The sequence below is a fragment of the Allobosea sp. 05T439 genome (assembly GCF_056396005.1).
In genome coordinates, this window is the sequence record NZ_JBFTKP010000022.1 from 62,097 (window position 1) to 75,549 (window position 13,453).

Annotated in this window: 12 protein-coding genes; 11 read left to right on the forward strand and 1 reads right to left on the reverse strand. The window is 66.6% G+C overall.

Translation table 11 applies throughout. From position 1 onward, the window contains the following. Positions 1–4: 4 nt before the first annotated feature. The 11 genes from AC1DIO_RS22800 to AC1DIO_RS22850 all read left to right on the forward strand — a co-directional run bounded on the left by AC1DIO_RS22800 (position 5) and on the right by AC1DIO_RS22850 (position 11,792). On the forward strand, positions 5–1,627 hold the full coding sequence (locus tag AC1DIO_RS22800) for a dipeptide ABC transporter ATP-binding protein (protein ID WP_441488397.1): 1,623 nt from the start codon (positions 5–7) through the stop codon (positions 1,625–1,627). Between the two features lie 17 nt (positions 1,628–1,644). Beyond that, the gene (locus AC1DIO_RS22805; RefSeq protein ID WP_441488396.1) at positions 1,645–2,865 is read left to right on the forward strand and encodes a M20 family metallopeptidase; all 1,221 of its coding nucleotides are present in this window, start codon (positions 1,645–1,647) and stop codon (positions 2,863–2,865) included. Continuing rightward, complete coding sequence (locus tag AC1DIO_RS22810) at positions 2,862–3,839, forward strand: M24 family metallopeptidase (protein ID WP_476854112.1); 978 nt, start codon at positions 2,862–2,864, stop codon at positions 3,837–3,839. The genes AC1DIO_RS22805 and AC1DIO_RS22810 overlap by 4 nt, the downstream gene beginning before the upstream one ends. Before the next feature lie 507 nt (positions 3,840–4,346). Further along, the gene (locus tag AC1DIO_RS22815; protein ID WP_441488394.1) at positions 4,347–5,168 is read left to right on the forward strand and encodes a metallophosphoesterase family protein; all 822 of its coding nucleotides are present in this window, start codon (positions 4,347–4,349) and stop codon (positions 5,166–5,168) included. 75 nt (positions 5,169–5,243) lie between these two features. After that, entirely contained in the window at positions 5,244–6,425 is a 1,182-nt protein-coding gene (locus tag AC1DIO_RS22820; RefSeq protein WP_476854113.1) for an ABC transporter ATP-binding protein, read from the forward strand. Between the two features lie 2 nt (positions 6,426–6,427). After that, positions 6,428–7,351: a carbohydrate ABC transporter permease gene (locus AC1DIO_RS22825; protein WP_441507937.1), complete on the forward strand. Its 924-nt coding sequence runs from the start codon at positions 6,428–6,430 to the stop codon at positions 7,349–7,351. A 110-nt stretch (positions 7,352–7,461) separates the two neighbouring features. Next, positions 7,462–8,226 carry a carbohydrate ABC transporter permease gene (locus AC1DIO_RS22830; RefSeq protein ID WP_441488829.1) on the forward strand — a complete coding sequence of 255 codons (765 nt, stop codon included), beginning with the start codon at positions 7,462–7,464 and terminating at the stop codon, positions 8,224–8,226. Positions 8,227–8,334: 108 nt separating this feature from the next. Further along, positions 8,335–9,606, forward strand: a complete 1,272-nt coding sequence (locus tag AC1DIO_RS22835) for an ABC transporter substrate-binding protein (protein WP_441488391.1) — start codon at positions 8,335–8,337, stop codon at positions 9,604–9,606. Between the two features lie 92 nt (positions 9,607–9,698). Beyond that, positions 9,699–10,544: a phosphodiesterase gene (locus tag AC1DIO_RS22840; RefSeq protein ID WP_476854114.1), complete on the forward strand. Its 846-nt coding sequence runs from the start codon at positions 9,699–9,701 to the stop codon at positions 10,542–10,544. Further along, on the forward strand, positions 10,537–11,328 hold the full coding sequence (locus tag AC1DIO_RS22845; protein WP_476854115.1) for an inositol monophosphatase family protein: 792 nt from the start codon (positions 10,537–10,539) through the stop codon (positions 11,326–11,328). The genes AC1DIO_RS22840 and AC1DIO_RS22845 overlap by 8 nt, the downstream gene beginning before the upstream one ends. A 74-nt stretch (positions 11,329–11,402) precedes the next feature. Continuing rightward, entirely contained in the window at positions 11,403–11,792 is a 390-nt protein-coding gene (locus tag AC1DIO_RS22850; RefSeq protein WP_441488388.1) for a GFA family protein, read from the forward strand. A 28-nt stretch (positions 11,793–11,820) separates the two neighbouring features. On the opposite strand, the gene AC1DIO_RS22855 is transcribed toward AC1DIO_RS22850, so the two are convergent. Beyond that, positions 11,821–13,335 (reverse strand): winged helix-turn-helix domain-containing tetratricopeptide repeat protein, encoded by a 1,515-nt coding sequence (locus AC1DIO_RS22855; RefSeq protein ID WP_441507935.1) that lies wholly within the window; start codon positions 13,333–13,335, stop codon positions 11,821–11,823. Between the last annotated feature and the right edge of the window lie 118 nt (positions 13,336–13,453).

Genomic DNA, 13,453 nt, shown 5'->3' on the forward strand with positions numbered 1-13,453 from the left:
GGTGATGGCGACCCCGATCCTCGACATTGCCGGCTACGGCCTCGACTACGCGACGCCTGCGGGCTTTACCCGCGCGCTCGACGACGTGACGCTCTCCATCGCCCGGGGCGAGGTGCTCGGCCTCGTCGGCGAATCCGGCTCGGGCAAGACCTCGCTCGCCTGGGCGATCATGCGCCACCTGCCGAAGAGCGCGCGCGAGGCCGGTGCCATCCGGCTGACCGGGCAGGATCTGCTGAAGGTCTCGGAAGACGAGATCGAGGCGATCCGCGGCAAGCGCATCGGCATGGTCTTCCAGGATCCGAGCACCTCGCTTAACCCGACGCTCTCGCTTGGTACGCAACTGGCCGAGGTGCTGGTGCGCCATCGCGGCCTGACGCCCAGGCAGGCCTGGGCCGAGGGCGAGGAGCGTCTCGCCCATGTCGGCCTGAAGGTGCCCGGCCAGATGATGCGACGCTATCCGCACGAGGCCTCGGGTGGCGAGAAGCAGCGCGTCGTCATCGCGACCGCCTTCGCCTGCCAGCCGGAATGCATCATCTTCGACGAACCGACGACGGCGCTCGACGTGATCACGGCCCGCCAGATCCTCGACCTGTTCAAGGAACTGCAGGCTGAGACCGGCGTCGCCTCGCTCTATATCTCGCATGATCTCGCGCTCGTCTCGCAGATCGCGACCAAGGTCGCGGTGATCCATCGCGGCAAGATCGTCGAGCAGGGCGCGGTCGGCGAAGTCTTCGCCCGCCCGCGCGACGCCTATACGCAAAAGCTGCTCGCCGCCGTGCCCCGGCCCGACCACCGCCTCGTCGAGACGGCGAAGCCTGCCGCCGGCACGCCGCTGGTCGAGGTCGAGAAGGTCAGCGTCCATTACGGCCGCAAACCCTTTCTCGGCCGGCTGCTCGGGCGCGCCAACACTCAGTTCACCGGCAATCGCGAGGTCAGCCTCTCGGTGATGCCGGGCGAGATCCTCGGCATCGTCGGCGAGTCCGGTTCGGGCAAGTCGACGCTCGCCAGGGCGATGACCGGCCTCAACCGCTTCGAGGGCGAGATCCGCTTCGCCGGGCGCCGGATCGCGGGGCTCCACGACATGGACCGCGCCTATCGCCGCGACGTCCAGATCATCTTCCAGCATCCGGATTCCTCGCTCAATCCGCGCCAGCGCATTCGCGAGATCCTGTCGCGGCCGCTCGAACTCTATGGCGAGCCGGGCGCGCGCAAGGATGCGGCTGCTATCGGCGAACTGCTGGAGCAGGTCAGGCTGCCGGCCGCTTTCGCGGACCGTTATCCGCATCAGCTTTCCGGCGGCGAGAAGCAGCGCGTCGCGATCGCGCGCGCCTTCGCCTCGAAGCCAAAACTCGTGATCTGCGACGAGATCACCTCGGCGCTCGATGTCTCCGTGCAGGCCTCGGTGGTCGAGCTCCTGGTCGACCTGCAGAAGCGCTTCGGCACGGCCTATCTCTTCATCACCCACGATCTCAACCTGGTGCGGCAGATCGCTCACCGGGTCGCGGTGATGTATCGCGGCGACCTCGTCGACCTCGTCGATGTCACCGCGCTGACCGACGGAACCCTCCACCCCTATACCCGCTCCCTGCTCGACGCCGTGCCGGCTCCGGCCGCGGCGGCAGCCTGACATTCGAGGCCCTGACGATGAATCCCCGCGACCTGATCCATTCCCTCGATGAGAAGGCCTGCCTCGCGCTCCTCTCAGACTGGGCGAGGCACAAGAGCTATTCCGAGACCGACGGCGAGCGGGCGCTCGTCCATCATGTCGTCGACCAGATGAAGGCGATGGGCATCGAGGCGGAGGCGCAGGCCTTCGATGAGGGCCGCCGCGCCAATGCCATCGGGCGCTGGAAGGGGACAGGCGGCGGCAAGAGCCTGATGTTCAACGGCCATCTCGACACCAACCCGGCAACCGAGGGCTGGACGGTCGATCCCTGGGGCGGGCTCGTCGACGACGAGTTCATCTACGGCATCGGCGTATCCAACATGAAGGCGGGCGACGCGGCCTCCTATTGCGCGGTGAAGACGCTGCTCGATGCCGGCGTGAAGCTGAAGGGCGACGTCGTCCTGACTTATGTCGTCGGCGAGCTTCAGGGCGGGGTCGGCACCGTCGCTGCGATCCGCAGCGGCATCCGCGCCGACTATTTCGTCAACAGCGAGCCGACCGACGTGCAGGCCGTGACCATGCACGCCTGCGCCTTCTCCTTCGTCATCGAACTCGTCGGCAACACGCGCCATCTCTCGAAGCGCGAGCAGGCGGTCGACGCGGTCATGGCGGCCTGCGACCTGATCCCGCGGCTGAACGGCATGACCTTCTCCGGCGCTCTGACCGCCGAGCATGAATCGATCAACCGCGTCCATGTCGGCGTCGTCCATGGCGCGCTCGGCAAGGAACTGCACGAGTGGCGCGCGCCGCAGGTCGCCGACTATTGCAAGCTCAAGGGTTCCGGCCGCTATGCGCCCGGCCAGACGCAAGAAGGCGCGCTCGCCGACATGCAGCGCGAGCTCGCCGCGCTGGAGGCCCGCTTCCCCGGCCTGAAGACCACGATCCGCATCGAGAAGAAGGAAGGCCACCAGTCGATGCCGGCCTTCGAGGTCGCCAGGGACGCGCGCATCGTCAAGACGGTCAATGCGGCCTATGAGGCGGTGCGCGGCGAAAAGCAGCCGACCGGCGCGATCAAGCCGCCGGGCTTCTTCGGCACCGATGCCGGCCATCTCTATGCCGAAGCCGGTATGGAAGGCATCGTCTGCGGGCCCGGCGGGCGCTACAACACCATGCCCGACGAGCGCGTCGAGATCCGCGACTTCCTCGACATGGTCCGCATCTACATGCTGACCATCCTGGATATCTGCGAGGTGGCGTGAGCCCGCTCTTCTCGCGCGAGGAATTTGCGGGGCGGGTGGCGCGTGCCCGCGCCGCGATGGCGGAAGTCGGCGCGGAGCTTCTGCTGGTCGACCATGCCGAATGCCTGGCATGGCTGACAGGCTTCACGGTCTCGGAGACAATGTATCGCGCGGCTTTCCTGCCGCTCGAGGGCGAGCCGTGGTTCGTCCTGCGGGAGCTCGACGCCGGGCCCTGCCGCGCCGCCTGTTGGTTTGCCGATATCGTCGGGTTTCCCGATACGGCTGAGCCCCACGCCGTGATGGCCGATGAAATCCGTCGACGGGGCCTCGGCAACGCGCGGATCGGCGCCGATCATCTCTCCTATGGCTTTACGGCCGCGACGCGCGACCGGTTCGCGGCGCTTCTGCCGCAGGCTCGCTTTGTCGACCTGCCGCAGGCGAGCGACCTGCTCCGGGCCGTGAAGTCGCCGGCCGAGATCAACCAGATCGGCCAGGCCGCCAGCATCGCCGACAAGGCGATGAGGTCAATCGCGGAAAGGGCGCGGCCCGGGCTTTCGCCAAGGGCAGCCTCAGCCGTCGCCGCTGCCTGCTTTCTCGAGAACGGCGCCGATACAGGCGAAACCGGCCCGATCCTGCCCGGCATTGGCGACCACGAATTCCTGCACGGCGTGATGACGGCGCAGCCGCTCGGCGAGAGCGACATCCTCCATGTCGAACTGATCCCGAAACTGCGCAATTACGGCGCCCGACTGATGCGTCCGGTGCTTATCGGCGGGGACGAGCGTGGACTTTCACTGCTCGCCGAGCGTCTGGTCGCGCTCCAGGACGAGCAGTTCGCAGCCATGCGTCCGGGCGCCCTGGCCTGCGAGATCGATGCCGTGCTGCGTGAAGCCGTGCTTCGTGAGGGTTTGTGCGAAACCATCGTAGTCGAAACCGATGGCTGCAGGAGAATGAGCTCGCTGCCCCGCAAGCTGCTCTCAAGCACCGTGCATTGAAGCTTCGTCCTTCATCGGTTTCGGTCTGGGTCCGGATTGCGATTTGGTAAGGTGCCCTTGGCTCCAATGTTGCGGCGAATGTCCGCTCAGCAACAGGCGCCGAATGTTGGAACTTGACGCAATACGGACGGGTGTGGCTGCAAAGTCGAACGCCTGCGAACGGAGAGGGCAAGGCGGCTCGTCCCCGCGCCGCGTGGGCGATCTCTGGCGTGGGCGAGGCGTGCGGTTCCGTAGGCTAGAGATCAAGGCCGGGCGTTCGGTCCGGCGCAGGCGCCGCTGAGGGGCGCGTGGTCGGCGCCACCCTCTGATCCCCCCCTCAGCCGGCCGAACCTGCGGTGACCGAGCGCCTCCAGCCCGGTGCACAACGCCCGCGCGGCAAGCCACGTCATCTCGCAAAATACATTTGTGTCATAAAACATTCATTTGTATGATCCACTGCAAAAGCACTGCCCTGCATCTGACGGCGGCAGGCCGCTTCCTACCGGGAGCGCCCTTTGGGAGGGGACCATGCAGCGGCTCGTGCAGATTTCCGACACCCATCTCAGCCCGGGCAAGCCGCATTTTGCCTGCAACTGGGAGCCGCTGAGAGCCTGGCTGGCGGGGCAGGGGCCGGACCTCGTCATTCATACCGGGGATGTCACGGTCGATGGCGCCGATGTCGACGAGGATATGCGCCATTGCCGCGAATTGCTGGACGGGCTCGGCTTGCCGGTGCTGAGCATTCCCGGCAATCATGATGTCGGCGAGGCCTGGCATCCGCATCAGCCGGTCAATGCAGAGCGTCTCGCGCGCTGGCGCAGCCATCTCGGCGCGGATTTCTGGAGCCGCGATATCGAGGGCTTCAGGCTGATCGGCCTGAATTCCATGCTGTTCGGCAGCGACGAGGCGGATGAGGAGCGCCAGCTCGCCTGGCTCGAGCGCGAGATCGCCGAGGCCGAGGGGCGCCGTCTCGGCTGGTTCCTGCACCGGCCGCTCTTCGTCGAGACGCCGGATGAAGGCGACAAGGGCTATTGGAGCGTGCCGCCGAGGCCCCGGGCCCATCTGCTCGATCTCGTGCGGAGGCATGACGTCGCCTTCGTCGCCAGCGGCCATCTGCACCGGGCCCATGATTTCATGATCGATGGCACGCGCTACATCTGGGGGCCGTCCTCGGGCTTCGTCGTCGGCCCCGAATTGCAGCCCGGCATGGCCGGTTCAAGCACGCTCGGCGCCGTCACTTATAGCTTCGACGGTCGGGATTTCACCGCCGCGATCCATGAGATTCCCGCGCTGACAACGCTCTGGATCGACGATGTGATCCACGAGGTCTACCCGCCGCGCGCCGCCTGACGACGCCGTCGGCCGCGCCTCGCGGCCGCGTTCGACACCGCCCCGCCATCCCTCACAGTTCAAGAGGCGAACGACATGGCCACAGTCGCACTGTCTTCCATCGCCAAGGCGTTTGGGCCGACACAGGTGCTCGGCGGGGTCGAACTCGACATTGCCGATGGCGAATTCCTGACGCTGGTCGGCCCCTCCGGCTGCGGAAAATCGACCCTGATCCGGATCATCGCCGGGCTGGAACAGCAGGATTCCGGCAGCGTCGCCATTGGCGGGGCCAGCGTGGATCATCTGCGCCCGCATGAGCGGCGCGTCGCGATGGTGTTCCAGTCCTATGCGCTCTATCCGCATATGAGCGTGCGGGCGAATATCGCGCTGCCGCTGATGATGGCGCGGCTGAAACTCTGGCAGCGCCTGCCGCTGCTCCGCCTGCTCTCGGGCCAGCGGCGCAAGGCCATGGCCGGCATCATGACGGATGTCGACGCGGTCGCGACCCAGCTCCAGCTCGGCCATCTGCTCGACCGCAAGCCGGCCCAGCTCTCGGGCGGCCAGCGCCAGCGCGTTGCGCTCGGGCGCGCCATGGTGCGCAGCCCCGATGTCTTCCTGATGGACGAGCCTCTGTCCAATCTCGACGCCAAGCTGCGCGTCCATATGCGCACCGAGCTGGCGGAGCTGCACAAGCGCCTGGGCGCGACCTTCATCTATGTCACGCATGACCAGGTCGAGGCGATGACGATGTCGGACCGCGTCGCGATGATGGATTCAGGCGAGATTCTGCAGCTCGGCACGCCTTCGCAGCTCTATGAGAAACCGGCCTCGCTCAAGGTCGCGCAGTTCATCGGCAGCCCGGCGATCAACCTCCTGCCCGCGACGGTCGGCACTGCAGGCCGCCTCGAATTGTTTGGCCGGCCAATGGCGCTTGCGGTGGCGCCGGCGGCGGGGCAGGCGGTCACCCTCGGCATCCGCGCGGAGGCGCTGACGCTTATCCATGGCGAGCCGGCCGGCGCAGGCCGCGCCTGGTTCTCGGCGCGGCTCAGGCGCAAGGAGAATCTCGGCTCCGAATATATCCTGCATTTCGATCTCGCCGGGCGCGATGCACCGGGCGTCACCATGCGCGCGAGCCCCGCGGTCGCCGCCGGCGTCAACGAGGCGGCCGAGGTCACGCTCGGCTTCGATKAAGCGGCGAGCCATATCTTCGATGCCGACGGCGACAGGCTCGAGCCGCGCGGGCAGGGCGGCGCCTCCGTCGTGCCGCTGAGGGCCTGAGCATGACGCTTGCCCTCTCATCGCCCGCCGCTTTCGCGCCAGTCGCCCGCCGGCGGGCCTTGATCGAGCGGCTGACCGGGCTCGGCTTCGCGCTGCCGGCCTTCATCCTGCTGCTGCTGACGATCCTGCTGCCGCTTGCGGTGCTGATGCTGCTCAGCCTGACGAATTACGAGTTCGGCGGCGTCGACATGGACTGGGTCGGCCTCGCCAATTTCCAGAAGGCGCTGGCCGATCCGATCATCCGGCGCTCTGTCGTCAACACCTTGCTCTATGTCGCGATCGTCGTGCCGGGCGGCGTCTTCGGCGCGCTGCTGATCGCGGTCATGGTGCATCGGCGCCGCCGCAGCCGGTCCTTCTACGAGGTGATCTATTTCCTGCCGGTGACCTCGACGCTGATCGCGATGGCGACCGTCTGGCAGTTCCTGCTCCACCCCTCGCTCGGCCCGGTCAATGGTCTCCTGAAATGGCTCGGCTTTGCGCCGGTCGCCTTCCTGAGCGAGCCATCGACGGCGCTGGCGACGCTGGCCGTGATCGGCATCTGGCAGCTGCTCGGCTTCAACATGATCCTGTTCCTCGCCGGGCTGACCGCGATCCCGCGCGATCTCTACGAGGCGGCCGATATCGATGGCTGCTCCAGCGGCATCGACCGCTTCCTTACCATCACCTGGCCGCTGCTCGGGCCGACAACGATGTTCGTGCTCGTCACCACGATGATCACCGCCTTCAAGATTTTTGACACGGTGGCGGTGATGACGCGCGGTGGCCCGGTCGGCTCCACCGAGGTGCTGCTCTACAACATCTATCTCGAAGGCTTTCAGTATTTCCACACCGGCTATGCCGCGGCGCTGACCTTCATCTTCCTCGCCTTCATCCTCGTCTTCTCGGCCGTGCAGACCTTCGCGCTGGACAAGAAGGTGCATTACTGATGGCCGCTCCTGCGCTTGCCCCCGCCGCCGTCACGCCCGTGCATTCGGTGCTGCGCCGTTTCCTTTCGCTCGCCCTGGTCCATGGCGTGCTGATCGCGGGCGCCATCTTCATGCTGGCGCCCTTCATCTGGATGCTGGTGACCTCGATCAAGCCGCCGGCCGAGATCTTCAGCGCCGAGATCTCGCTCTGGCCAAAGCAGTTCTACGGCCTGCAGAATTACGGTTTCGCGATGGAGAAGGCGCCGCTGCTCCGCTTCGCGCTGAACGGCGTCATCCTCTGCGCCGGCATCCTCGTCGTGCAACTGCTGGTGGCCATTCCCTGCGCCTATGCCCTGGCGAAGCTGAACTTTCCCGGCCGCAACGCGCTCTTCGTCCTGGTGCTGCTCGGGCTCTGCATCCCCGTGCAGGTGCCGGCCATGCCGCTCTATATCGCGCTCGCCCAGCTCGGCCTGCTCAACACCTATTTCTCGATGATGGTGCCGTTCTTCCTCTCGGTCTTCGCCATCTTCCTGTTCCGCCAGTTCTTCCGCAGCTTCCCGGACGACATCATCAACGCGGCAAGGCTCGACGGCATGAGCGAGTTCGAGATCGTCTGGCGCATCGTGACGCCAAGCGCCTGGCCGGCCATCGCCGCCTTCTCGGTCTTCTCGGCGGTGGCGCACTGGAACGACCTGTACTGGCCGCTGATCGTCATTTCCGATGCCAAGCTCGCCCCGCCGCCGCTCGGGATGATGTTCTTCGCCGATGCCGAGACCGGCTCGAATTACGGCGCGCTCACTGCCGCGGCGACGATCCTGACCGCGCCGCTCGTCCTCGCTTTCCTCATCGCCAGACGGAGGTTTATCGACGGCATCACGATGACCGGGGTGAAGTAGGCAGGCTCCGACAAGGACCGGCACTGCCAAGCTCCAACCGCAAGACGCTCAGGCCTGACGCATCGATTCAACCCGGCAGCTTCGCTGTCCATGTCACGGAGATCAAACATGAAACCCTTTGGCAAGGCGCTTGCTGCGGCAGCGCTCGCCCTCGTCGCATCCACGGCCGTCCGCGCCCAGGATGTCACGCTCGACGTGCTCTATGCCTTCCCGGCCTTCGCCAAGTTCCACGAGCCGATAGCCGCGGAATTCATGAAGGCGCACCCCAAGATCAAGATCAATTTCCGCGCGCCGGCGGCGAGCTATGACGAGGGGCATCAGGCGATGCTGCGTCAGTCCGTCACCAACCAGCTGCCGGATGTCTATTATTCCGGCTTCCATCTCTTGAGCGAACTGGTCGAGACGCTCGACAAGCGCAAGCAGGTCGTCGATCTCGGCCCGCTGCTGAAGGGGGAGCCGGAAGACTGGCGCAAGGCGAATTACTCCGACGCGCTGCTCGCGCTCGGCCAGGTCGGCGGCAAGCAGGCTGGCCTTGCTTTCAACGCCTCGACACCGCTGATGTATGTCAATGCCGAGCTGGTGAAGAAGGCGGGCGGCGACCCCGACAAACTGCCCGACACCTGGGCCGAGGTGGTTGCGCTCGCCAAAAAGATCCGTAGCGGCGACACCGCCGGTCTCGCCTACAATATCCATGACTGGCCCGACGACTGGCTCTGGCGCGGCGTGATCCTGCAGGGCGGCCATTCCATGCTGTCGCCCGACGGCAAGAAAGTCGCCTTCGGCGGCGAGGTGGGCGAGAAGACGCTGGGCCTGCTGCGCAGTCTCGTCACGGAAGGCGGCATGCCGGTGATCGACTGGGACCAGTCGCGCCAGCAGTTCATCGCCGGCAAGATCGGCATCTTCTTCGACACGCCGGCACGGCTGCGCCAGGTCACCGACCTGATCGGCGACCGCTTCACCCTGAAGACCGCGCTCTTCCCGGTCGATGACAAGGCCAAGGGCAAGCTGCCGACCGGCGGCAACGCCGCGCTGATCACGGCGAAGGATTCAGCCAAGCAGAAGGCGGCCTGGGAATTCATCAAGTTCGTGACCGGCCCCGAGGCCCAGAAGATCGTCGTCGAGACCGCCGGCTACATGCCGACCAACCTGCGCGCCGGCGGGGACGCGTATCTCGGTCCGTTCTACAAGGACAACGCCAATTTCCGGACGATCAACGGCCAGGTCCAGCGCGCTGCTCCCTGGGAAGGCTATCCCGGCGGCAACTCGGTCCGCATCTGGCGCCAACAGCGCGAGGTGATCTCCGGCGTGATGCGCGGCGACATCCAGCCCAAGGCCGGCATCGAGCGCATCGTCTCCGAGACCGAAGCGCTGATGAAGTGAACAGGCGCGCCTGACGCTTCGCTCCACGCCGCCCGGCGCCAGCCGGGCGGCAAATCCTTTCGATCATCCTTGCCTGGCCCTACGGAGCCCTCATGATCATCGCCCAGCTCAGCGACTTCCATGTGCGCCCGCATGGCCAGCCGGCCTATGGCATCGTCGACACCAATGCTGCGACGCGACGGGCGATCGACGCGGTGCTGGCGCTGGAGCCCCGGCCGGATTGCGTGCTCGTCACCGGCGATCTCTGCGATTGCGGGCTGCCGGAGGAATACGAGATCGTCCGCGCCGAGCTCGCGCGGCTGCCGATGCCGGTCTATGCCGTGCCCGGCAACCATGACCGGCGCGAGGTCTTCGCTTCCGTGCTCGGGGAGGGCGGTTCTTACCTGCCGAAGAGCGGCTTCCTGCACTACGTAATCGAGGACTTCCCGGTCCGGCTGATCGGGCTCGATACGGTCATTCCCGGCKAGGATGGCGGCGAGATCTGTGCCGAGCGCGAGGCCTGGCTCGCTGAGCGCCTTGCCGAGGGGCGCGGCCGCCCGACGCTGATCTTCATGCATCACCCGCCCTTCGCGGTCGGCGTCGACGGCATGGACATCATGCCCTGCCGGGTCTCGCCGGGTTTTGTCGCGCTGATCGCCCGTCATCCCGAGATCGAGCGGGTGCTTTGCGGCCATTACCATCGCCCGATCCAGCTTCGTTTCGCCGGCACGATCGGCTTTGTCGCGCCGGGCACCGCCCATCAGGTCGCGCTCGACCTGTGCCCGGGCACGGAGAACTGGTTCGTCATGGAGCCGCCCGCGCTCGCGATCCATGTCTGGAAACCGGAGACCGGCCTGGTCAGCCATCTCCAGCCGATCGGCGATTTCGGCCCGCGCCGGCCCTTCGTGCTCGACCCCGCCTATCCCGGCAAGCAGCAGGCGGTGGCAGCCCATGTCTGACCAGCGCCTGATTTCCCTTCTCGAACAGGCCGGCGCGCTGGCGCGCGAGGCCGCCGATCTCTTGGTCGCGATGCAGGGCGAGCAGCTTTCCGTGACGCGCAAGGAATTGCGCGATGTCGTCACCGCCGCCGATCTCGCCTCGGAGCGTCTCGTCATCGCGGGCCTGCGCCGGTTGACGCCGGAGGCGGCGATCCTCTCCGAGGAGGCCGGCTTCTCCGGCGCGTMCGACGCGCCCTGCTGGATCATCGACCCGCTCGACGGCACGGTGAACTATGCCGGCGGCCTGCCCTGGTTCTMGGTGACGCTCGCCTATCAGGAAGAGGGCCGCACCGTGCTCGGCCTGACCCATGCCCCGCTCGCCGGGCTGGTCGCGCGCTATGCCGAAGGTTCCGTCGCGAGCATCAATGGAGAGCCTGCCGCCGTCTCCCGGACCAAGAGCCTTGCCGACGCGGTCGTCTCGATCTGCCTGACCTCGCATTATTCGATTGAGGATACGGAGCGGACCTGCGCCGTCATCCGGCGGCTGTCGGGCCTCTGCCGCGGCGTGCGCGTCATCGTCTCCGGCGGGCTTGAAATGTCGCTGGTGGCGGCAGGCCGGCTCGATGCCTTCATCGGGCTGAAGGCCGACATCGTCTCGCACGCCGCCGCCATGCCGCTGGTGCGCGCGGCCGGCGGCAAGGTCACGACGGTCGGCGGACAGGATTCACGCGACGAGGACCTGGAGAAGGTCGTCTCGAACGGGTTGATCCATGAGGAGCTCCTGGAGGCGATCAGGGGCGCCTGAGCCCCACTCGCATGGACGCTTCCCAGGGATCGCTGTAACCATTCCGGCGGCTTGACCTCGCGAGGAGACGCAGCATGGACCGTTTCACGGGCGGCTGTCGGTGCGGCAATGTCCGGATCGTGGCCTCGGGCCGCCCCTACCGCGTCGGCCTCTGCCATTGTCTCGACTGCCGCAAATATCATGGCGCCCTGTTCCATGCGTCCGCGGTGTTTCCTGAGGATGCGGTGACGGTCGAGGGCGAAACCCGCGACTATCGCGGGCGCTTCTTCTGCCCCCGTTGCGGTTCGCCCCTGTTCGGACGCAGCGGCGATGAAATCGAAGTCAATCTGGGCTCGCTCGATGCCCCGGACCAGCTGATGCCGACCTATGAAAGCTGGATCATCCGGCGCGAATCCTGGTTGCCGCCCTTTCCGCTTGCGAGACGCTACGAGCGCGATCGCGACGCCCCGGGGCGTGAGGAATAGGGCGCAGGAACGGTGCACGCCAGCGACGTCAGGGCAGACCGGCCTTGCGGAAGCCATCAACGAAATGCGCGAGCGTCCGGGCGTCGCGGAAGGGCTCCGTCGCGGCCCAGTGCCTGGTCGTGAAATGCGGATTGCCGACGAGGAACAGCGCGGCCTCGGAGCCGGCCTCGTCGAGCCGGCCGAGCTGGGCCAGGCTTGCCGCCAGGAAGCGGCGTGAGCTCGTGCGATAGGTCTCGTCCTTGCGCAGCGTCTCGACGGCGGCTTCGTAGTCGCCCGCTGCATATTGCGCCTGGCCGAGCGTCAGATAGTACCAGCCCGCCGGATACGGGTTCAACCGGAACGCCTTGCCGATATGCGCGAGGCCGTCCTCGGTCCGCCCGGCGAGGACCGCGATGTCGGATAATGTCGCAAAGATATCGGCCTCGTTCGGGTCGAGTTCGATCGCCCGGGCGAATTCCGCATCCGCCTCGGCGAAGCTGCGGTCATAGGCCAGCAGATAGGCCAGGACCCAGCGGCAGCCGGCATCATTGGGGTCGATCGCCACCGCCTTGCGCGCCAGGGCCAGGCCGGTGCTGCGGGCGGGTTCCATCGGCTCGCCCCAATGCACCCAGCCCATCCAGTGGTTCATGGCCAGCCAGCGATAGGCCTCGGCGTAGTCCGGATCGAGCGAAACCGCGCGCGTCAGCATCAGATGCGCTTCCCGCGCCGTCTGCGGGGATTCATCGATCAGCTTGCGCGCCCGCACGCAGAGGTCATAGGCCTCGAGGTTTTTGGGCCGGTTGCGCGGCGGCGGGGCGCTGAGCCGGCCGAGCAGGGCCTCGACGATCTTGCCGGTGACCTCGTCCTGGACGGCAAAGATATCCTCCAGGCTGCGATCGAAGCGCTCCGCCCAGAGATGTTCGCTGCTCACCGCGTCGACCAGCTGTGCGTTGATGCGCACGCGGCCCGCGGCGCGTCTGGCGCTGCCCTCCAGCAGGTAGCGCACGCCAAGATCGCTTGCGATCGCGCGCACATCCATCGCCTTGCCCTTATAGGCAAAGGCCGAGTTGCGGGCGATGACGAACAGGCCGGCATTGCGGGACAGGTCGGTGATCAGGTCTTCGGTCAAGCCATCGGCGAAGGATTCCTGCTCGGGATCGGTGCTGAGATTGACGAAGGGCAGAACGGCGATCGAGGGTTTCCCGGGCAGCGCCAAAGGGGCGCGCCTCGCGCCGTCAAGCTGTTCGATCGCCCCCGTGAAGCGGTAACCGACGCGCGGAACGGTCACGATCCATTCGCCGCTATCGGCGCCCGGGCCCAGCAGCTTCCGCAACTGCGCGATCTGGACGGTGAGATTGCCTTCCTCGACGGCCGTACCCGGCCAGGCCGCATCCATCAGCGCGGCCTTCTCCAGGATTTCGCCGGGCCGCTCGACGAGCGCCGCAAGCAGTTTCAGCCCGCGCTGGCCAAGGGCAACGGGGACATCGTTGCGAAGCAGCGTTCCCGCACCTGAATCAAGCACGAACGGACCAAAGGCAAAGCGCGATCCCTGCATGCGGCGCATTTATAGCCCGTTTGGAAGTTTTTGGAACTATTTGGGCTGGCTTAAGTACGACGCTGCTCGTCTCCCGCAGTCTTCAACCTCATTCAGGCCGAGGGCTCCCGACCCCTCAAACCGGATG